21 protein-coding genes are annotated in these 19,297 nt (G+C 72.8%); 11 read left to right on the top strand and 10 right to left on the bottom strand.

Features of this window, described 5'->3' with window-relative positions; translation table 11 throughout:
* Positions 1–275 precede the first annotated feature (275 nt).
* From ABZ806_RS17780 to ABZ806_RS17755, 6 genes are all read left to right on the top strand, one after another.
* Positions 276–1,934 carry an alpha/beta hydrolase gene (locus ABZ806_RS17780; RefSeq protein ID WP_500218378.1) on the top strand — a complete coding sequence of 553 codons (1,659 nt, stop codon included), beginning with the start codon at positions 276–278 and terminating at the stop codon, positions 1,932–1,934.
* Positions 1,935–2,225: 291 nt separating this feature from the next.
* Positions 2,226–3,833, top strand: a complete 1,608-nt coding sequence (locus tag ABZ806_RS17775) for an alpha/beta hydrolase (RefSeq protein ID WP_500218377.1) — start codon at positions 2,226–2,228, stop codon at positions 3,831–3,833.
* A 146-nt stretch (positions 3,834–3,979) separates the two neighbouring features.
* Positions 3,980–5,590 (top strand): alpha/beta hydrolase, encoded by a 1,611-nt coding sequence (locus tag ABZ806_RS17770; protein WP_500218376.1) that lies wholly within the window; start codon positions 3,980–3,982, stop codon positions 5,588–5,590.
* Positions 5,591–5,759: 169 nt separating this feature from the next.
* The gene (locus ABZ806_RS17765; protein ID WP_500218386.1) at positions 5,760–6,602 is read left to right on the top strand and encodes a GNAT family N-acetyltransferase; all 843 of its coding nucleotides are present in this window, start codon (positions 5,760–5,762) and stop codon (positions 6,600–6,602) included.
* A gap of 78 nt (positions 6,603–6,680) precedes the next feature.
* Positions 6,681–7,598, top strand: a complete 918-nt coding sequence (locus tag ABZ806_RS17760; protein WP_500218375.1) for a helix-turn-helix domain-containing protein — start codon at positions 6,681–6,683, stop codon at positions 7,596–7,598.
* Between the two features lie 135 nt (positions 7,599–7,733).
* A complete protein-coding gene (locus ABZ806_RS17755; RefSeq protein ID WP_500218374.1) occupies positions 7,734–8,642 on the top strand; it encodes a hypothetical protein in 909 nt (302 codons plus the stop codon).
* A gap of 29 nt (positions 8,643–8,671) precedes the next feature.
* Here ABZ806_RS17755 and ABZ806_RS17750 read toward each other — a convergent pair whose 3' ends face one another.
* Positions 8,672–9,064 carry a DUF3037 domain-containing protein gene (locus tag ABZ806_RS17750; RefSeq protein WP_500218385.1) on the bottom strand — a complete coding sequence of 131 codons (393 nt, stop codon included), beginning with the start codon at positions 9,062–9,064 and terminating at the stop codon, positions 8,672–8,674.
* 53 nt (positions 9,065–9,117) lie between these two features.
* Positions 9,118–9,945, bottom strand: coding sequence for a HipA family kinase (locus ABZ806_RS17745; protein ID WP_500218373.1), 828 nt, complete (start codon positions 9,943–9,945; stop codon positions 9,118–9,120).
* Positions 9,946–9,989: 44 nt separating this feature from the next.
* On the opposite strand from ABZ806_RS17745, the gene ABZ806_RS17740 reads away from it, so the two are divergent.
* Positions 9,990–10,673 (top strand): cyclase family protein, encoded by a 684-nt coding sequence (locus ABZ806_RS17740; protein ID WP_500218372.1) that lies wholly within the window; start codon positions 9,990–9,992, stop codon positions 10,671–10,673.
* Positions 10,674–10,687: 14 nt separating this feature from the next.
* On the opposite strand, the gene ABZ806_RS17735 is transcribed toward ABZ806_RS17740, so the two are convergent.
* Positions 10,688–11,179, bottom strand: coding sequence for a DUF4870 domain-containing protein (locus tag ABZ806_RS17735; protein ID WP_500218371.1), 492 nt, complete (start codon positions 11,177–11,179; stop codon positions 10,688–10,690).
* Between the two features lie 185 nt (positions 11,180–11,364).
* On the opposite strand from ABZ806_RS17735, the gene ABZ806_RS17730 reads away from it, so the two are divergent.
* Complete coding sequence (locus ABZ806_RS17730; protein ID WP_500218370.1) at positions 11,365–11,994, top strand: PaaI family thioesterase; 630 nt, start codon at positions 11,365–11,367, stop codon at positions 11,992–11,994.
* 16 nt (positions 11,995–12,010) lie between these two features.
* Here the strand turns inward: ABZ806_RS17730 and ABZ806_RS17725 are convergent, their stop codons facing one another.
* From ABZ806_RS17725 to ABZ806_RS17705, 5 genes are all read right to left on the bottom strand, one after another.
* Positions 12,011–13,345 (bottom strand): MFS transporter, encoded by a 1,335-nt coding sequence (locus ABZ806_RS17725; protein ID WP_500218369.1) that lies wholly within the window; start codon positions 13,343–13,345, stop codon positions 12,011–12,013.
* Positions 13,346–13,498: 153 nt separating this feature from the next.
* Positions 13,499–13,795 carry a DUF6510 family protein gene (locus ABZ806_RS17720; protein ID WP_500218368.1) on the bottom strand — a complete coding sequence of 99 codons (297 nt, stop codon included), beginning with the start codon at positions 13,793–13,795 and terminating at the stop codon, positions 13,499–13,501.
* Between the two features lies 1 nt (position 13,796).
* Positions 13,797–14,552 carry a ferredoxin reductase gene (locus tag ABZ806_RS17715; protein ID WP_500218367.1) on the bottom strand — a complete coding sequence of 252 codons (756 nt, stop codon included), beginning with the start codon at positions 14,550–14,552 and terminating at the stop codon, positions 13,797–13,799.
* Positions 14,522–15,121, bottom strand: coding sequence for a sulfite oxidase-like oxidoreductase (locus ABZ806_RS17710; protein ID WP_500218366.1), 600 nt, complete (start codon positions 15,119–15,121; stop codon positions 14,522–14,524). Before ABZ806_RS17710 ends, ABZ806_RS17715 begins: the two co-directional genes overlap by 31 nt.
* Positions 15,122–15,147: 26 nt before the next feature.
* Entirely contained in the window at positions 15,148–15,636 is a 489-nt protein-coding gene (locus ABZ806_RS17705) for a hypothetical protein (RefSeq protein WP_500218365.1), read from the bottom strand.
* 66 nt (positions 15,637–15,702) lie between these two features.
* On the opposite strand from ABZ806_RS17705, the gene ABZ806_RS17700 reads away from it, so the two are divergent.
* From ABZ806_RS17700 to ABZ806_RS17690, 3 genes are all read left to right on the top strand, one after another.
* Positions 15,703–16,389: a response regulator transcription factor gene (locus tag ABZ806_RS17700; RefSeq protein ID WP_500218364.1), complete on the top strand. Its 687-nt coding sequence runs from the start codon at positions 15,703–15,705 to the stop codon at positions 16,387–16,389.
* Positions 16,386–17,732, top strand: a complete 1,347-nt coding sequence (locus tag ABZ806_RS17695; protein ID WP_500218363.1) for a sensor histidine kinase — start codon at positions 16,386–16,388, stop codon at positions 17,730–17,732. The genes ABZ806_RS17700 and ABZ806_RS17695 overlap by 4 nt, the downstream gene beginning before the upstream one ends.
* A 186-nt stretch (positions 17,733–17,918) precedes the next feature.
* Positions 17,919–18,071, top strand: a complete 153-nt coding sequence (locus tag ABZ806_RS17690; RefSeq protein WP_500218362.1) for a hypothetical protein — start codon at positions 17,919–17,921, stop codon at positions 18,069–18,071.
* A 105-nt stretch (positions 18,072–18,176) separates the two neighbouring features.
* Here ABZ806_RS17690 and ABZ806_RS17685 read toward each other — a convergent pair whose 3' ends face one another.
* Together ABZ806_RS17685 and ABZ806_RS17680 are read right to left on the bottom strand one after the other, a co-directional pair.
* Positions 18,177–18,674: a DinB family protein gene (locus tag ABZ806_RS17685; RefSeq protein ID WP_500218361.1), complete on the bottom strand. Its 498-nt coding sequence runs from the start codon at positions 18,672–18,674 to the stop codon at positions 18,177–18,179.
* A gap of 93 nt (positions 18,675–18,767) precedes the next feature.
* Positions 18,768–19,223 carry a hypothetical protein gene (locus tag ABZ806_RS17680; protein WP_500218360.1) on the bottom strand — a complete coding sequence of 152 codons (456 nt, stop codon included), beginning with the start codon at positions 19,221–19,223 and terminating at the stop codon, positions 18,768–18,770.
* Positions 19,224–19,297 lie beyond the last annotated feature (74 nt).

Raw genomic sequence — 19,297 nt, 5'->3', positions numbered from 1 at the left:
CATCACGGGCTTCCCCCCCGGCCGGTGGCGGCCCCGCATGTCCGGTGGTGTGAGAGGAGGGCCGGGCGACCCGGCCCTCCTACTCGATCCCGGGAGGCCGCGCGCGGCCCTCTGCGTCCGGAACGCCGGGGGTTGTCACGAAGTTCCGTTGATCTTGTCACGATTCCGCATCCTCTTGTGGCGGGCCCTGTCGAGGCTCGCCGCAACCTGGTCACAATCTCCTGTCATTTACCCGTATGTCTGACTCAACCGGAGTCAGCACGTTAGGGGGATATGTGAAGAGGATCGTTGTCGTGGCCGCGGTGGCCGGGCTCGGTCTCACCGGCGTGGGCGCCACAAGCGCGCAGGCCGCGGGCCCCTCCGCCGGAACGGCCGGAGGTTTCGACCCCGCCGCGGTGCAGTGGCACGCGTGCCCCACGGACTTCGTGCAGACCGTGCACGACTACTACGACGCGCTGTACCCGGTCTCCAAGATCGTGCAGTGCGCCGAACTGCGGGTGCCGCTCGACTACGCCAAGCCGAACGGCACGAAGATCACCCTGCAGCTCACCCGGACGCCGCACACCGGCAAGGGCGCGGCCAAGGGCGACATCATCGTCAACCCGGGCGGACCGGGCGGCGGCGGCGCGCTCTTCGGGCCGCGGGTGTTCGCGCAGAACTCCGCCCCGATGCGCGACGCCTACAACGTCATCGGGTTCGACCCGCGCGGCGTCGGGATGAGCGTCCCGGCCCTGCGGTGCGACCCGACCGCGGCGAACGCGCCGCGTCCCGACTACGGCACCGGCGACTGGAGGTCGGTCAGCACCTGGCTGAAGAGGTCCAAGGCCTACGCCGACGACTGCGCGAAGAACGACGAGATCGGCCTGCTGGACCACGTCAAGACGACCGACTCGGTGAACGACATCGAGTCGATGCGCAAGGCGCTCGGCAACGACAAGATCGACTACTACGGCGCCTCGTACGGCACCTACCTCGGGTCGGCCTACGCCACCATGTACCCGAGGAACGTCGACAAGATGGTGCTGGACGGCAACGTCGGCCCGTCCGACGTCTGGTACGACGCCAACCTCAAGCAGGACATCCAGTTCGACATCAACATCGACTACTACTTCGGCTGGATCGCCAAGTACGACTCGGTGTACCACCTCGGCACGACCCAGCGTAAGGTGCGCGACTTCTTCTACGACCTGCGCGCCAAGCTCAAGAAGAAGCCGGTCTACTACACCGACCAGGACAGCGGGCAGACCCTCGCCGTCGGGCCGGACGAGCTGACCGACGTCATCCTGAACGCCGGGTACCGCCGCAGCCAGGCCGTCTGGCACGGCTACGCCGCCGGGCTGTCGGCCTACAAGGCGGGCGACACCGCCGCGTTCGCCGGGACGTTCGGCGCCCCGACGAGCGGCGAGTCCGACGACAACGGCACCGCGATGTACCTCGCCACCGAGTGCACCGACGTGCAGTGGCCGACGAGCTGGGCCAAGTGGCACCGCGACAACACGCGGATCAACCGCAGGCACCCGTTCGAGACCTGGGGCAACGTCTGGTTCAACGCCCCGTGCCTGTTCTGGAAGGGCAAGGCCGGCACGCCGGTGAACATCGGGCACACGCGGGACCTGCCGCGCAACATCCTGATGTTCCAGTCGACCGCCGACGCGGCCACCCCCTACCAGGGCGCGCTGGACATGCACCGCCGGCTCAAGGGCTCGCGCCTGGTGGTCCAGGACGGCGACCGCACGCACTGCATCGTGCACCGCGGCTCCGCCGAAGTGGACGCCTACTTCGACGCCTACTTCCTGCGGGGGGAGCGTCCGGAGCGGCGCACCGTGCACGTCCCGCAGCTCGGTGACCCGGTGCCGCCGTCGTCGGCGACCGCCAGGACGCTGACCGGCACGGCGCCGAAGGCCGCCCCCCTGAAGGCCGACGTCATCCGCTGACGCCTGCCGGACGGCCGTTCGCGAGGGCCCCGGGGAGCGATCCCCGGGGCCCTTCCGCGTGCCGGGCCGGGGGACGGCGGCGCTACCCGGAACGAAAGCGCCCCGAACGCCCGGGGATGTCACGAAGTTCCGATGATCTTGTCACGATTTCGCATCCAGTCGCGCACCGCTCTGCCGCCATAAGCGACATAACCGCCACAATCTGCACGCAATCCGCATCCGCTATGCATCGGCGCTCCCCCCTCCGGCCCAATGACGGGGCATCCGGAGCCGCCGATCCGAGGGGGTCAAGTGAAGAAGATCGTCATCGTCGCGACCACGGCGGTCGTGACGGCGGGGGGCGGCTTCGCGGCCGCCGTCCCCGCGAGCGCGGACACCGGCCCGGCGGCCGGCGCCGCCGCGGTCGCGGCCGCGGGCATCGACTGGGGCGCGTGCGAGGTCAGCGGCCCGAGCGACCCGATGAACAACGCGCAGTGCGCCCAGGTCGAGGTCCCGCTGGACTACGCCCGGCCCGGCGGGCGCAAGATCTCCATCGCGGTGTCGCGTTTCCGGCACACCGACGAGAAGAACTACCAGGGCGTCCTGTTCGTGAACCCGGGCGGCCCCGGCGGCTCCGGCCTCGCCTACGCGCCGGCCCTCGCCCGCTGGATCGGCGGTGTCGGCCACGCCGACGTCGCCGCCAAGTACGACATCATCGGGTTCGACCCGCGCGGCGTCGGGTCCAGCAAGCCCGCGCTGACCTGCGACCCGAACTTCTCCGACCCGATCCGCCCGGACTACGTGCCGAGCTCGTGGAAGGAGGAGAAGGCCTGGATCGCCAAGTCGCGCAAGTACGCGCAGGACTGCGCGAAGAAGTTCGGCTGGCTGCTGCCCCACATGCGCACCACCGACGCCGCCCGCGACGTCGACGCGATCCGCGCCGCGCTCGGCCAGGACAAGATCAGCTGGTACGGGTTCTCCTACGGCACCTACTTCGGCGCCACCTACGCCACGCTCTTCCCCAGCCGCGTGAAGCGGATGGTGCTGGACGGCAACGTCAACCCGAAGACGGTCTGGTACGACGCCCAGCTCGAACAGGACAAGGCGTTCGAGCACAACATGAAGGCGTGGTGGGCCTGGATCGCCGAGTACGACTCGATCTACCACCTGGGCAAGACCGAGAAGGCCGTCGAGGCCAAGTACTACGCCATCCGCGCCGCCGCGAAGAAGTCGCCCATCGGCGGCCAGATGGGCCCGGACGAGCTGGACGACACCGTGCTGTCCGCCGGGTACAACACCGGCTACTACATCCCGTTCGCCGAGGCGCTCTCCGCGTGGGCGAACGGCGAGGACGCCTCCGCGCTCCTCTACTGGATGAGCCCCGGCGGTGACGACAACGGCTTCGCGGTCTACAACGCCGTCCAGGCCGCCGACGCGCGCTGGCCGCGCAACTGGAGCAAGTGGCACCGGGACGCCGTGAAGCTCAACCGGCAGGGCTACCGGTTCAACACCTGGAGCAACGTCTGGTTCAACGCCCCGATCGCCTTCTGGCCCTTCCAGGGCGGACCGGCGTTCCGGCTGCACGGCAGCAGGCAGCTGCCGGGGATGCTGCTCGTCCAGTCCACCGAGGACGCGGCCACGCCGGTCGCGGGCGGGCTGCAGATGCACAAGGCGTTCCCGTCCTCGCGGCTGGTGTTCGAGGTCGGCGGCAAGACCCACGCCAACACGCTCAACGGCAACGCGTGCCTGGACGACAAGGTCGCCGCGTACCTCGACACGGGTGCGCTGCCGGCGAGCCACCGCGGCCCGGACGCCTACTGCAAGGCCGTCCCGGCGCTGAACGACCCGGACCCGACGGCGATGACGCTGAAGGCCGCCCGCTCCACCGCGGGCAAGGACCTTCCGGTCGGACGCCCGTAGGCCCCGGACGGCGACTCCGTGGCGTGTCCGCCCCCTGCCGGGCGGGCGCGCCACGGTTCGTTTCGGGCCCGTGGCCCCGTTTCCGGACGGAATCGCGCGATCCGGGGTTCCCGCGGTCCGGCGGGTCCGGCCGGTAGAAAACGGGGGTGCTGAACGACGCTGGAGCAAGGACGGCGGCCGGGACGGCCGCCGTGGCGGTCGCGCTCGGGGCCGCCGCCATGGGAGCGCCCGCGGCCGCGGCCGAGCGCGCCGCCCCGCAGACCGCCGCCCCGCAGACCGCGGTCGCCCCGCGCGCCCTCGCCTGGAAGGCGTGCCCCGCGAAGGACCCCGTGGAGGGCACCCGGCTCAAGGGCCTGCAGTGCGCGTCCCTGCGGGTCCCCCTCGACTACGCCCGCCCGGACGGCGAGAAGATCACACTCGCCCTGACCCGGGCCCGGCACACCGCCGCGACATCGCGGGGCGCGGTGCTCCTCAACCGGGGCGGGCCCGGCGCGCACGGACGCGATCTGCCCGCCTTCTTCACCCGGTCGCTGCCGAAGCGCGTCGCCGCGTCCTACGACTGGATCGGCTTCGACCCGCGCGGCGTCGGCGCCAGCCGGCCCGAGCTGATCTGCGACCCCGGCTACCAGGACCCGGGCCGCGCGCGGGCCGACACGGTCCCCGCGAGCGCGGCGGAGGAGCAGGCCTGGACGGCCAGGGCCAGGGCGTACGCCGATGACTGCGGCCGCAGGTACGGCAAGGTCCTCCCGCACATGGGGACGGCCGACTGGGCGCGCGACATGGACGCGATCCGGCGCGCCCTCGGCCAGCGGAAGATCAGCTACTTCGGCTACTCGTACGGCAGCTACCTCGGCGCCGTGTACGCGACGATGTACCCGGGGCACGTCCGCCGCATGGTGCTCGACAGCGTCGTCAAGCCGAGCGGTGTCTGGTACCAGGACAACCTCGACCAGAACGTGGCGTTCGAGAAGCGCATCCGCGCCTACTTCGCCTGGATCGCCCGGCACCACGAGGTCTACAAGCTCGGCGACACCGAGCGGAAGGTCGCCGACGCCTATGCGAAGGCGCGGGCCGCGGTCGAGCTGAAGCCGATCGACGGGAAGATCGGCCCGTCCGAACTCGACGACGTGTTCCTCGCCGACGGCTACGCCGACTACGCCTGGCCGGAGCACGCGCGCGCCCTGTCGGCGTTCGCCGTCCGGCACGACTCCGGTCCGCTGCGCGAGGCGTGGCAGCCGCTGACGCGTCTCGACCAGAACAACTACACCGTCTACAACGCCGTCCAGTGCCGCGATGCCGCGTGGCCGCGCGACTGGGCCCGCTGGCATGCCGACAGCCGGCGCCTCTACCAGGCGGGCAACCGCTTCGAGACCTGGAGCAACACCTGGTACAACGCGCCCTGCGCGTTCTGGCCGGTGCAGGGCGGTCCCGCGCCGCGCGTGGCGGGCTCGGCTTCTCTGCCGCCGATCCTGCTCGTCCAGGGCACCGACGACGCCGCCACCCCGTATCCGGGCGCGCTGGAGATGCACCGCAGGTTGCCGACGTCCAGGCTGCTCGTGCAGGAAGGCGGGCACAACCACGGAGTCTCCTTCTCCGGTGACGACTGCGTCGACAAGCACGTCGCCGCCTACCTCGGCGGCGGGGAACTGCCCGCCGGCAGGCTGGGGCCGGACGCGACGTGCAAGGCGGGGCCGCCGCCCGAGCCCGCCGCGGGCAAGGAGCCCGGCCGCGCCGGCCAGGGCGCGGCGGACCGCTGAACCCGCGACCGAGCCACGGCGAGCCCACTGCGAACCCACGGCGAACCCGCCGGTACCCGGCCCGCGGAGGTGCGCCGGCACGCGACCGCATAGGCTTGTCCACGTGGAGCTTTCAGTGGTGAGGGCCGAACGGGGGCCGCTCCCGTCCAGGGGCCGGTGACCCATGCGCATGCTGGGCTCGATGCCGGTGCGCGTGCTGGACGACCGGTACCGGGCGGAGGCCCTCGCGATCCTGGACGCCGACCCGGTGTCCAACGTGTTCGTCAGCTCGCGCGTGCACGCCGCGGGGCTCGACCCGCGGCGCCTCGGCGCGCAGATGTGGGGATACCTGCGCGACGGGCGGCTCGTGTCGCTGTGCTACTCCGGCGCCAACCTGATCCCGGTCGCGGCCGGGCCGGAGGCGGTCCGCGCGTTCGCCGAGCGGGCGCAGGCGCAGGGGCGGCGCTGCTCGTCCATCGTCGGGCCGGTCGCCGCGGTCGGCGAGCTGTGGGAGATCCTCGCGCCGTACTGGGGGCCGCCGCGGGCCGTCCGCGCGTCCCAGCCGGTGATGGCGACCTCGGCCGTGCCCGAGGTGCCGGCCGACCCGCGGGTGCGGCGGGTCCGGATGGAGGAGTTCGACATCGTCTACCCGGCCTGCGTGGCGATGTTCACCGAAGAGGTCGGGGTGTCGCCCAACGCCGGCGACGGGGGAGTGCTCTACCGCGCCCGCGTCGCCGAGCTGATCCGCGACGGCCGCGCGTTCGCCCGCATCGAGGACGGCCGCGTCATGTTCAAGGCCGAGATCGGCGCCGTCACCCCGCGCGCCTGCCAGGTGCAGGGCGTGTGGGTTCCGCCCGACCTGCGCGGCCGGGGCCTGTCGGAGACCGGGATGGCGGCGGTGGTGCGCGAGGCGCTGCGCAGCGTCGCGCCGACCGTCTCGCTGTACGTCAACGACTACAACACGCGGGCGCGGGCCGCCTACCGCCGGGTCGGGTTCGGCGAGCTCGGTTCCTTCATGTCGATCCTGTTCTGACCTGCGTCCGGCTTGTCGCTGCGTGCCCGATCTGGCCCGGCACCTGAATTGATCTTGCCCCGGGGGTACCATCCCGCCGTGGAGTTCGCCGGGGCATTGCGGCAGGCCGTCCAGGCGAGCGGGCTGACCCTGGAGCGGATCCGCCACCGGCTCGGGCGGCGCGGCCTCACCGTCAGCGTGGCCACGCTCAGCTACTGGCAGCGCGGCCGCAGCCGGCCCCGCTCGCGGGCCGCGGTCGTCGCGCTGGAGGAGATCCTCCAGGTGCCGCGGGGCACCCTCACCGAGCTGCTGGACGACCCCGCGCCCACCGCCGCGCCCGCGCGGACGCCGACCGGGCCCGGCGCGGGCGGGGGCCGGCCGGGGCGCGAGCTGTGGCCCGACCCCGAACGCTACGCCTGCCTCATCGGGCAGCTCGACCGGTCCGGCGACCACCGGCTGGAGCGGCTCAGCATCCACGACGTGTACCGGCTGAACGAGGCGCGCCGCTCCTGGACGCTGTCGGTCCGCACCGTCCTGCGCGCGGCGGGCGACGACATCGACCGCGTCGTCTGCGTCCACGAGACCGGTACGGGCGCCGTGGCGAACGGTGGGGCGGACGGCGCGGCGGACGGCGGGGCCGCCGCCCTCGCGGACGTCCGGTACTGCCGGCCCGGCCGCGTCCGCGCCGAGGGCGGCCTGATGGCGTTCGAGCTGGTCTTCGACCGGGTGCTGTCGGCGGGCGACACGGCGGTCGTCGAGTACGAGCTGGGCCCGGCCGGCGCGCCCGCCGCCGACAGCTACGACCGGCGCTTCTCCCATCCCGTCCACGACTACGTCGCGATCGTCCAGTTCGACGGCGACCGGCTCCCCGCGCGCTGCTACGGTTTCACCGCGGAGAGCTCGCGGGCCCCGCGCACGCGGCTCGGCGAGCTGTGGGTCGGCGCGTCCGGCAGCGCGAACATCGCCGTCGGCGCCGTCCGGCGCGGCATCGTCGGAGTCGAATGGGAGTGGCACTAGCCTTTGGACCCCCGCTTGTGGGAACTTGCCTGTTGGCAACGGGGGCCACGGGCCTTACAGTGAGCGCGGAAGTCGCAAGTGCAGGAGTCAAGGCCGTTGGACGGGGGCCGGCCGGAGCCGATCCGGAGGCCGCAAGTGCAGAGTGTCGCAGAGGACGATCTCCTACAGGTCCTGCAGTACGGTCCGTTCAACGTGGCCCTCCACGCGGCCATCCAGGCGCGCGGCCTCAGCCTCGACTCGCTGCGGCGCCGCCTGGAGGAGCAGGGCATCGCGGTCAGCCTGTCCACGCTGAGCTACTGGCAGCGCGGCCGGACCCGGCCCGAGCGCGCCGACTCGCTGCGCGCCGTCCGCGGCCTGGAGGTCATCCTCGAACTGCCGCGCCATTCGCTGCTGACCCTGCTCAGGCCCACCATGGAGCGGACCGCCGGAGCGTGGCTGCCGGTGGAGGAGCTGTGCCCCGAGCCGGGCGTCCGCGACCTGCTGGACGAGATCGGCCACCGCGGCGAGCGGCTGCTCACCGGCCTCAGCCTGCACGACCAGTACATCGTCGGGCGCCGCCGGGAGCTGCGCGAGGTCCGCTGCCGGGCCGTGTTCCAGGCGCAGCAGCGCGGCGTCGACCGGTGGATCGCGGTGTACCACCACCCGCAGGGCGTCCTGCCGTCGTCGCGGAGCGTGCGCGGCTGCCGGTTCGGGCGCGTCCGGATGGACGAGGCCAGCGGCCTCATCGCCGCCGAGCTGCTGTTCGACCGGGCGCTCGGCCGCGGCGAGACCTACCTGCTGGAGTACGGCTTCGGGTTCGACGAGACGGGCCCGCCCATCACCGAGGAGGGCCGCGGCTTCCGGACCCCGCAGCACGAGTTCCTCATCGAGGTGCGGTTCCACCCGTCCGCGCTGCCCGCCCGCTGCCACCGGACGTGGCGCCCCGACGGGCACACCGCGCTGAAGGACTCGGCCGACCTGCGCCTGTCCAGCTACCACAGCGCCCACTTCATCGAGTTCGGCATGGCCGCCGGCTACCACGGCATCCGCTGGGAGTGGGACTAGCCGGAAGCGCGCCTCCAGGACGAGCGGGCCTACAGGACGAGCAGGCCCAGCAGGCGCTCGGTCTCGGCGGCGGGGTCCCGGGTGAGGCCGGCGTGCACCGGGCCGGGCTGGACGATCGTGCTGCGCGGCGCCGTCAGCCACCGGAACCGCCGTCCCGGCGGCTCGGCCGCCGCCTGCCCGGCGCGCTCGCCGCCGCCGCACACCGACTCCACGCCCTTGAGCGAGGCCCGGACGCCCGCGAGGTCGAGCGAGGGGTCCAGGGCGAGGAGGCGGCGGTCGTCCAGGTGCGTCCGGCAGCCGAGGTAGTCGAGCGCCCGGCAGTACACCACCACGCCCACGTTCATCGACTCGCCGCGCTCGACGCGCGGCACGACCCGCAGCGCCGCGTACTCGAACACCGACGGCTCCCCGGCCGCCCGCATGTTGCTCGCGCGCGCCTCCGGGGAAGTGCCCGGGGTCTCCCGGTCCGCCTCGCTCATGACGGGCCGCCGAGCCAGCCGGGGCGGTTCTCCCCGCGCCGCGCCGACGTGTCCGGCCCGCGGCCGCCGACGTCCAGCTCGGGCAGCCAGTCGCGCGGCTTGCCGGCGCGCGGCAGCAGGATGTCGACATAGGCGTCGCGGAGCGCCTGCGGCCCGGCGAAACCCGGCTCGCCCTCCAGCCACCGGTCGGGGACGAGGCCGGTCACCTCGCGCAGCAGCCCCTCGGTGATCTTCGGTGCGAGCTCGGCCTCGGCGGCCTCCAGCCGGGTCGCGTAGGGGGTCAGCACATGGTCGTCCACGTCGTACGCGCCGGAGAACAGCCGGGCCGCGTTCCGCCACGCGTGGTGGAAGATGAGGCTCGCGCCGTGGTCGATCAGCCACACGTCGCCGTGCCAGACGAGCATGTTCGGGTTGCGCCAGCTGCGGTCGACGTTGCCGATGAACGCGTCGAACCACAGCACCCGCGACGCGAAGCCGGGGTCGGGGCTCCAGCCCAGCGGGTCGAAGCCGAGCGACCCCGGCAGGAAGTCGACGCCGAGGTTCCAGCCGGGGCTGGCCTTGAGGAGGTCCTGCACGTCGGGGTCGGGCTCGTGCCGTCCGATGGCGGGGTCCAGGTCGATGAGCACCTGCTCGGGCACCCGGAGGCCGAGCCTGCGGGCCAGCTCGCCCGCGATCACCTCAGCGATCAGCGCCTTGCGGCCCTGCCCCGCGCCGTGGAACTTCATGACGTAGGTGCCGAGGTCGTCGGCCTCGACGACGCCCGGCAGGGAGCCGCCCTCGCGGAGCGGCGTCACGTATCGGATGGCCGTCACATGTGGCAACACGTCGCAACGCTATCGGCTGGGGCCGCGTGCGCGACAATCGATATATGGGTGTTGAGCTGCTCGACCTCTCCGTGCCGATCACCACGGGCATGCCGGTCTACCCGGGCGACCCCGAGGTGGAGGCGGTCCCGGCCCTCACGGTCGCCGGGTCGGGGGTGAACGTCCTGCGGCTGCACATGGGGTCGCAGACCGGCACCCACGTGGACGCCCCGTTCCACATCGACGACGCCCTGCCCCGCCTGGACGAGCTGCCCCTGACCCGCTTCACGGGCCCGGCCGCGGTCATGGACGTCCGCGGCCTGGCGCCCCGCACGCCCATACCGCCGGACGCGCTCCCGCCCGGGCTCGGACCCGGCGACGTCCTGCTCATCGCGACGGGCTGGTCGGCCCACTGGGGCACCGGCGCCTATCTGGCGCACCCGTACCCCGCTCCCGAGACGGCGGAGGCGATCGTCGCCGCGGGCGTCCGCACCGTGGCCGTCGACGCCCTCAGCGTGGACCGCACCCCGCCGCCCGGTACGGACGGGTTCTCGCTCGCCGCCCACCGCGTCCTGTGCGGCGCGGGCGCGGTGATCGCCGAGAACCTGACCGGCCTGGACCGGGTCGTCGACGCCTACGAGGCGGGCTGCTCGATCGAGGTCTCCCTGTTCCCGATCGCCCTGGCCGCCGCGGACGGCGCCCCGGTGCGCGCCGTCGCCCGCGTGGACGACCGCGCCGTCCTCGTCTGACCCGCGCCCGCGGGTCAGCGGATCATGCGGTAGCAGAAGAAGGTCGGGAAGCGGTAGTACTGGCCTTTGCCCGCCTTCACCGCGCCGAGGATGATGAACGTCCACCCGGCGATCAGCATCTCCAGGTACGGGACGACCAGCAGGACGAGGAACGCCGGCGCCTCCATGATGATCGCGGGCGGCACGCACACCGCCACCACCACCAGGACGTGGATCAGCAGGGTGATCTGCTGGTTCATCGACTGGGCCGCGTGGAACCGGGTGAACGGCGAGGTGTTCTTCTTCGCCAGGTAGATGACCAGCGCGGGCAGGAAGCCGATCAGGACGTTCCCGAGATAGGCGAAGATCGCCCAGGTCGTCTCCTCCCGCGGCCCCTGCTGCGGCACGCCGTAGGGGACGCCCGGCGGGCCGTACCCCCAGCGCGGGTCGTAGCCCCCGGGCGGCTGCCCGAAGGGCTGCGAGTACGGCGGAGGCTGCTGCCCGGGTGGTGGGGGCTGGTCCGTCACGGGTCGTCCTTGCGCTCGGGGGTGCGGCTACGGAGGTACGGCAGGAATCTATCCCGAACCGGCCTCGCCGTTGTCCCGCCGCCGGCGGCGGGGACCCGGTGTCCGGAGCGGTCGCGGCGCTATTCTAGAATTTCGTTCGGCCAATGGGGCGGTGGTTGCGGGGGACGCCCTCGCGAGGAGGCTGGATGAGCGGGATCCCGATGGAACGGCCCTTGCTGGGGGAGGACGAGACGGCGGCGCTGAGCGCACTCGCCGCCCGCGTCCGCGAGCTGGCCGAGGCCACCGTGCTCACCGCGGTCGGCACCGCCGAGGCGGCCGCCGTCGCCGCCGAGATCGAGGCGCTGACCGCGCGGCTGGCCGCCGACCGGCGGGACGCGCCGCCGTTCGTCCCGTCCGGCGAGCGCCGGATGGACCGGCAGATCGGCAACCCCGTCACCGGGGCCCTCAACCCGCTCGCCCCGCCCGTCGACCTGACCGTCAGCTCCGACGGCATCGTCCGCGGCGAGTTCACGCTCAGCACCGTCTACGAGGGCCCGCCCTCCTACGTCCACGGCGGCGTGTCCGCGATGGTGCTCGACCAAGTCCTCGGCATGGCGGCGGCCGCGTCCGGCACGCCCGGCATGACCGCGACCCTGGAGACGCGCTACCGGCGGCCGACGCCGCTCGGCGTCCCGCTGTCGGTGGAGGCGAAGGCGAGCCGGGTGGAGGGGCGCAAGGTCTACGCCTCCGGCACGATCTGCGGCCCGGACGGCCGCGTCACGGTGGAGGCCACCGCGATGTTCATCATGCCGCAGCGGTTCGTCCCGCACTCCTGACCCGGCCCGCCCGGGGTCACGCCTTCGCGCCCGCCGGTTCGACGCGGTCGGCGGCGGGCGCGGGCAGCAGGCTCAGCGCGGTCAGCGTCAGCGCGGACGCCACGATCATGCTGATCGAGATCGCCTGCCAGCCGTAGTCGTGCAGCAGCCACGTCGCCAGCAGCGGCGCCGGCCCGCCCGCGAACACCGAGGCGAGCTGGTAGCCGATGCCCGCCCCGCCGTACCGCAGCCGGGTCGGGAACACCGAGGCGATCAGCGACGCCTGCGGCCCGTACTGGACGGCGTGCGGGATCTGCGCCACCACCACCGCGACGACGATCAGCGCCGCGACCCCGGTGTTCAGCAGCGCGAAGTAGGGGAACGCGAAGACCGCGATGAGCAGCGACCCGGTCGCGTACACCCGGCGCGGGCCGATCCGGTCGCCCAGATGCCCGGCCGCCGGGATCGTGAACAGCTCCAGCACCGCCGCCGCCGTCACCGCGCTCAGCGCGAGCCCCTCCGCCTTGCCGAGGTGGTCGTCCACGTAGGTGAGGGCGAACGAGGTGAACAGGTAGAACGGCATCTGCTCCGAGCAGCGCAGCACCGCGCTCAGCACGATCTCCCGCGGGTGCCGCCTCAGCACCTCGGCCACCGGCACGCGGGCGACCTCGTTGCGCGCGACGACCTCGGCGAACAGCGGCGTCTCCATCACCCGGATCCGCACCCACAGCCCGATCGCGACGAGCACCAGGCTGAACAGGAACGGGATCCGCCACGCCCAGCCCGTGAACGCGTCGTCCGCCGAAAGCGCTATCCCGGTCATCATGCCGGTGCCGAGGATGAGCCCGATCGGCACGCCGAGCTGCGGCAGGCTCGCCATCAGCCCGCGCCGCCTCCGATCGCCCCACTCCATCGACAGCAGCACCGAGCCGCTCCACTCGCCGCCGACCGCGATGCCCTGCAGGATCCGCAGCAGGACGAGCAGGACGGGCGCCGCCCAGCCGATCGTCTCCGTGCCCGGCAGCACGCCGATCAGCGCGCTCGACACCCCCATCAGCACCAGCGTGACGATCAGCGTCGCCTTGCGGCCGAGCCGGTCGCCCCAGTGCCCGAAGATCGCCGCGCCGATCGGCCGGGCCGCGAACCCGACCGCGTACGTCGCGAACGCCGACAGCGTCCCCGCGTAGTCGCTCGACTCGGGGAAGAAGACGTCCTTGAAGACGATCGCCGCGGCCGTGTTGTAGAGGAAGAAGTCGTACCACTCGATGGACGTGCCGATCACGCTGGCGGCGGCGGCCTTGCGGACCTGCGCGCGCCGCTCTGCGGGGTCGACGGCGCGGGCGCGGCCCGCCTCGCCTGGATCCAGGACCATGGGAGCCTGCCTGCTTTCCGCGGGGGCGCCCCCTCCGTCCCCGCCTCGCTTCGCTCGTCCTGCGCCGGCCGCCCCCGTCGGTCTCAGCGGTTGCAATCAGCTGTTTCCCACTGGCCTCACCGCCGAAACCGCGGAGGGTGCGAAGCGCTCCGGTCAGTCGCCGACCGGGATGGCGAGCGCGACCGTGCCGCGCAGGTCGAGCCAGACCCGGCCGCCGCCCCGCACGACGCGGAGGACGACGTGGTCGCATTCCGCGCAGCGCGCCACGAATCCGGGCGCGTCCCCGTAGACGCGCAGCGCGGCGACCGGGCCCGTGCACCCGCAGTTCGCGCAGCGGCTCTCGGCGGCGGTCAGGTCGGCGGCGAAGACCTCCGACAGCGGGCCCGCGAGGACGTTGCCGTCGATGAAGTGGTCCCGGTCGCCGGAGATCTGGTCGTCGAGGGTGGCCATGTCATCCTCCGCTGGGGCCGAAGCGTTCCGTCCGGACTCTTTCGGGGGCGTGGCCGAGCATGACCAGGTAGGCGGCGGCCCGCTCGACGAAGCCGGTCGGGCCGCACACGTAGCAGGTCGGCGTGAAGTCGGCGGGCCAGCCGTGCTCGACCAGGTCGTCCGGCGTGATCCGGCCCGGCGGACGCGTCCCGCCTGCCGGGGTGCTGCGCGTGTACAGGTAGGTCACGTCCAGGCCGGGGGAGCCCTTGTACAGCTCGGTCGCGTAGAACCGGTAGTCCGGGCCGCGCACCGACTGCAGCAGCCGGAACGGCACCCGGCTGCCGGCCGCCTGCCGCGTCCGGACCATGGACATCAGCGGGACGATGCCGGAGCCGCCCCCGACCAGCAGGACCGGCTCGGTCTGCTCGGGCCGCCACACGAACCAGCCGCCGACGGGCCCGCGGAACTCCGCCAGGTCGCCCGGCATCATCTCGCTGACGAGGTAGGGCGACATCTCGCCGTTCACGACGCGCTGGACCGTGAGCTCGACGCGCTCGCCGCCGGACGCGGACGCGACCGAGTAGCTGCGCTGGGCGCTGTAGCCGTCCTCGGCGGTGAGCCGGACGTCCACGTGCTGGCCCGCCGCGTGCCCCGGCCATCCGGCCACGCCGAAGACGAGCGTGACGGCCGTCGCGGTCTCGGCGCGCCGCTCCAGCAGTTCGGCGGTGTGCCAGCGCAGTGGCCCGCCTAGTCGCCCTCGTACCGCTGTTCCCGCCATGGATCTCCGTAGGTGTGATAGCCGGCGGTCTCCCAGAACCCGGGCTCGTCCGTGAGGCCGAGCCGGATGCCGCGCACCCATTTCGCCGATTTCCAGAAGTACAGGTGCGGGACGAGGAGGCGGGCCGGGCCGCCGTGTTCCGGCGGCAGTTCCTCACCGCCGTAGCCGTAGGCGATCCACGCCTTGCCGTCGAGCAGGTCCTCCAGCGGCAGGTTCGTGGTGTAGCCGCCGTAGGAGTGGACGAGGGTGAAATCGGCGGCGCTCTCCACGTCCTCGAAGAGAACGTCCAAAGAAACGCCCTGCCATTCGGTGTCGAATTTTGACCATTTAGTGACGCAATGCAGGTCGACAGTTGGCGTCTCGGCGGGCAGCGCCATCAGGTCGGCCCAGCTCCAGCGGTGCTCGGTGCCGGTCTCGGTGCTGATGGTGAACTCCCATTCGTCCCGGGGGACGCGCGGGGTGGGACCCGCCGAGAGCACCGGAAAGTCGAGCGTCTCGTACTGGCCCGGCGGCAGTTCGTGGTCGCCCGATGGGCGCCGTCCGTGGAATCCACGGGAAATAATGGGCATGGCGCCGTCCTTTCCCCCCGCTCGGTTCAGTATTCATAGACCTTCACGATCGGATCGTGCTGGTACCAGGAGGCGATGACCGAGGAGGTGTGCTCGTCGTTGAGGAAGTCGACGCGCAGCCAGCCCTCCGCCTGGGTCACGCGCGTCTCGTATCCCGGGTTCGGTGTCGCCGAGACGAGCCGCACCCGGTCCTTCTCGATCGACATCGCGGCGCGTCCGCCGTGCGTCGCGTAACTGCGCACATTGTCGGGCGTCTTCGGCGCCTTCTCCGGCTGGTCGGGAGGCGGGGGCTTCGCCGATTTCGCCGATTTCGATGGTTTCGGCGCGGTGTCCTCGGCGTCCGGCGGGCGGGGCCGCGCGGTCGGCGAACCGATCGTCGCCGGCCCCGGCGGGGTGTCCGGGCTGGAATGGATGACGGGCCCCGCGATCGGCGGCGGCGCCGACCGCTCCGACACCGCGCCGCGCACGACGTCGCGCACCCCGAGCCACGATAAGGCCACGGCCAGCGCGGTCACCCCGGCCCATGGGGCAACATACGACATTGCGCGACGCATGGGCACATGGTGGCATACGGTTCCGCCATGGCGAGTGTTTTGGTGGTCGAGGATGACGCAAATGTCCGGACCGCCCTGATTCGTGAACTGAGTGTGCGGTCGCATGTCGTGCGCAGCGTCGGGACCGCGATGGACGCGCTGCGCGAGGTCACGCAGTCGCCGCCCGACGTCGTCGTCCTCGACCTCGGGCTCCCCGACCTCGACGGCGCGGAGGTCCTGAAGATGCTGCGCGGCATCTCCGACGTCCCGGTCATCATCGCGACGGCGCGCGACGACGAGCCGGAGATCGTCCGGCTGCTGAACGCCGGCGCCGACGACTACCTCATCAAGCCCTTCTCCATCGAGCACCTCAGCGCCCGCCTCGCCGCCGTGCTGCGCCGGTCCGCGCGATCCGGGCCGACCGCCGAGCTGAGCGTCGGCGGGCTGCACATCGACCTCGACCGGCGGGAGGCGCTGCTGGACGGCGAGCGGCTGGAGCTGACCCGCCGCGAGTTCGACCTGCTCGCCTACCTCGCCGCCCGCCCCGGCCGGGTGGTCGCGCGGCGCGAGCTGCTCGCCGAGGTGTGGCGGCAGGCCTACGGCGACGACCAGACCATCGACGTCCACCTGTCGTGGCTGCGCCGCAAGCTCGGCGAGACCGCCGCCGCCCCCCGCTACCTGCACACGGTGCGCGGCGTCGGGGTGAGGCTGGCCGAACCCGACCCGCGGTCATGAGGAAGACGCTCGTCCTGGTGTCCCTGGCGGTCACCTCGATGGTCGCGCTGGCGTTCCTGATCCCGCTCGCGCTCACCGTCCGGGAGATCGCCCGGGACCGCGCCCTCACCACCGCCGAGCGGCAGGCGAGCGCGCTCGGCCCCGTCCTCGTCGTCACCGAGGACCCCGCCGCCCTCGAACGCGCCGTCGCCAGCACCCAGGCCGGCGCCGCCGGGCGGATGACCGTCCACCTGCCGGACGGCGGGCTCGTCCCGAAGAACGCCGGCGGCGACTTCAGCGCCCGCCCCGAGCAGCTCACCGAGGCCGGCCGGCGCGGGCGCTCCTACACCGCCCGCGTCAGCGGCGGATACGCCCTCCTCCAGCCGGTGTCGCTGGACGCGGGCCGCACCGCCGTCGTCGAGGTGTTCCTCCCCGACGACGACCTCTCGCGCGGCGTCTGGAAGGCGTGGCTCGTCATGACGACCGTCGCCTGCGCGCTCGTCGCCGGGTCCGTCGCGGTGGCCGACCGGCTCGGCAACCGGATGATCCGCTCCACCCGGCGGCTCGCCGAGGCCGCGGGCGAGTTCGGGGACGGCGAGATGTCCGTCCGCATCGAACCGGACGGGCCGCCCGAGCTGATCGAGGCGGGGCTCGCGTTCAACGCGATGGCCGACCACGTCGTCCAGCTCCTGTCGGCGGAGCGCGAGATGGCCGCCGACCTGTCGCACCGCCTCCGCACGCCGCTCGCCGCGCTGCGGCTCAACGCCGAGGCGCTCGGCGACGGGCCGGTCGCCGAGCAGACCCGCGAGGCCGTCGACCGCCTGGAGCGCGAGGTCGACCAGATCATCCGGACCGTCCGGCGGCCCACCGGGCGGGGCAGCTGCGACGCGTCCAAGGTGCTGCGCGACCGGGTCGCGTTCTGGTCCGTCCTCGCCGAGGACGAGGGACGGTCCTGCGAGCTGATCGGCGCCGAGGGCCCCGCGCCGCTGCCCGTCCCCGGCACCGAGCTGGCCGCCGCCGTCGACGCGCTGCTCGGCAACATCTTCCGGCACACCGCCGAGGGCACCGGCTTCGTCGTCACCCTCCACCAGGGGCAGGGCGTCACCGGCATCCTCGTCGCCGACGGCGGCCCCGGCATCACCGACCCGGACGCGGCGCTGAAGCGCGGCAGCAGCGGCGGCGGCTCCACCGGCCTCGGCCTGGACATCGCGCGCCGCGCCGCCGAGTCCACCGGCGGCTACCTGCGCATCCACCGCAGCGTCCTCGGCGGCGCCCAGGTGCAGATGTGGTTCCGGACCCGCTGGCTGCCGCCCACCCGCCGCTCCCGCCGCCTCGTAGGCCGCCGCCGCCACTCCCGCACCTAGCCCGACACGTTGACCTGCGGCGTGTTGTTGTTATGAGCACCTCGAAAACAACAACACGCCGCAGATCAACGAGGGGGCGGCCCGGTCGGGGGTCGTGGACGACCGCACCTCGCCCGGTATAGCGGTGGCTTAAGGCCGGCTTAAGGGCGTACCCCGGCGGTTCGGCGCGGGCCTAGGTTGGCGGCCATGAAGCGCCCCCGCTCCCCGTACGCGCCGCGCCGCTCCCAGTACGCGGCCGCGGCCGCCATCGCCGTCCTGGGGCTGGTCGTCGCCGCGGTCATCGGGGTCGCCGCCGTCCTCGCCAGCGGCAACATCCCTACGGCGCCCAGCTCATACTAGGTTCAGGTCGTCCGCGTCGCCGCCACCGGCCCCGACACCGGCCCCGGCTTCGCTCGTCGACACGGCGCGGGAGAGCGGCGTCAACTCGTCCACCAGGGCGTTCGGCTAGTTTCGCGCGTGGTCGCCGGTCGTGCCGTCGATCAGCTCGCGGATGATGTCCATGTGGCCGGCGTGCCGCGCGGTCTCCTCGACCATGTGGATCAGGACCCACCGCAGCGTCACGGTCGCCCCATGCCACGCGGTCCCGCGCGTCTCGACGTCCAGTTCCTCGATGGCCAGGTCCGCCGCCGCCCGCGCCCTCCGGTAGAACGCGACGACTGCCTCCGTGGTGTCCTCGGGCCCGACCCGGAGGTCGGCGTCCGGGTCGTCGTCGTCGAAGGGCAGCGGCTCCGCCTCCCGTCCGAACGTCTCGCAGAACCACCCGTACTCGACGGCCGCCAGATGCTTGGTCATCCCCAGCAGGCTCGTCCCGGACGCCGTCATCGGCCGCCGCACCTGCTCCTCGTCCAGCCCCTGAAGCTTCCACAGCACCACATCGCGATGGCGGTCGAGCGCGGCCTTCAGACTTTCCTTCTCGCCGCCGGTGAACGGCACCTGTTCCATCCCGTCAACGTACCGCCGCCACCGGGCGAGGCTTTCGCGGCCGGACGGACGTGAAGGGGCCGCCGTCCCGCAGGACGGCGGCCCCCGGCTCGGTCAGCAGTTGTCGTACTTGACGTACCACTTGCCGTTGCCGTTACCGACCTTGTAGTCGGCGATCCAGCGGTGCGCACTCATCCGCACCCACAGGTACCCGTCCCGGCGCTGGATGGTGTCCCAGTCGGTCCGCACCCGCGTCCCGTGCTCCAGGGCACCGATCTTGTGGTAGCGGAGCCCCGGCCCGGTGCGGACGTTGAGCCCGTTCGCCGGCAGGACCCTGCCGTAGCACAACCGGACGCGCTCCTCGTCCCGGTTGAGGAGCCGGCCCATCGCCTCGGCGGCGCCCTCGGGCCCCACGACGATGGCCCCCGGCCCGTGCCCTTCTTCCTCCTGCTGCTGCCCCGGCTGCGGCTGCGGGGGCGGCTGAGCCTCGGCGACCGCCCCGGCGCTCAGCACCCCTGTGGCGAGCATGCCCGCCACCAGCCCGGCACCGAGTTTCGTACGTACGCGCATCTATCCCCTCCAGGTTCGTCCCGACATGCAGTCAGAACACTACCGAGAGTCATATAAACGCGACACAGCGTAAC

It is taken from the genome of Spirillospora sp. NPDC047418 (genome assembly GCF_040643275.1).
In the GTDB taxonomy this organism is placed as follows: domain Bacteria; phylum Actinomycetota; class Actinomycetes; order Streptosporangiales; family Streptosporangiaceae; genus Spirillospora.
The sequence above is the reverse complement of the archived record's forward strand: the minus strand, read 5'-3'. Positions and strand labels throughout refer to the sequence as shown.

Coding starts and splice junctions, on each gene's coding strand:
- ABZ806_RS17765 (WP_500218386.1), top strand. CDS start 5,760: ATGCTGGGCTCGATGCCGGTGCGCGTGCTGGACGACCGGTACCGGGCG.
- ABZ806_RS17730 (WP_500218370.1), top strand. CDS start 11,365: ATGAGCGGGATCCCGATGGAACGGCCCTTGCTGGGGGAGGACGAGACG.
- ABZ806_RS17715 (WP_500218367.1), bottom strand. CDS start 14,552: ATGGCGGGAACAGCGGTACGAGGGCGACTAGGCGGGCCACTGCGCTGG.
- ABZ806_RS17710 (WP_500218366.1), bottom strand. CDS start 15,121: ATGCCCATTATTTCCCGTGGATTCCACGGACGGCGCCCATCGGGCGAC.
- ABZ806_RS17695 (WP_500218363.1), top strand. CDS start 16,386: ATGAGGAAGACGCTCGTCCTGGTGTCCCTGGCGGTCACCTCGATGGTC.
- ABZ806_RS17700 (WP_500218364.1), top strand. CDS start 15,703: ATGGCGAGTGTTTTGGTGGTCGAGGATGACGCAAATGTCCGGACCGCC.
- ABZ806_RS17690 (WP_500218362.1), top strand. CDS start 17,919: ATGAAGCGCCCCCGCTCCCCGTACGCGCCGCGCCGCTCCCAGTACGCG.
- ABZ806_RS17685 (WP_500218361.1), bottom strand. CDS start 18,674: ATGGAACAGGTGCCGTTCACCGGCGGCGAGAAGGAAAGTCTGAAGGCC.
- ABZ806_RS17725 (WP_500218369.1), bottom strand. CDS start 13,345: ATGGTCCTGGATCCAGGCGAGGCGGGCCGCGCCCGCGCCGTCGACCCC.
- ABZ806_RS17680 (WP_500218360.1), bottom strand. CDS start 19,223: ATGCGCGTACGTACGAAACTCGGTGCCGGGCTGGTGGCGGGCATGCTC.
- ABZ806_RS17750 (WP_500218385.1), bottom strand. CDS start 9,064: ATGCGGGCGGCCGGGGAGCCGTCGGTGTTCGAGTACGCGGCGCTGCGG.
- ABZ806_RS17740 (WP_500218372.1), top strand. CDS start 9,990: ATGGGTGTTGAGCTGCTCGACCTCTCCGTGCCGATCACCACGGGCATG.
- ABZ806_RS17720 (WP_500218368.1), bottom strand. CDS start 13,795: ATGGCCACCCTCGACGACCAGATCTCCGGCGACCGGGACCACTTCATC.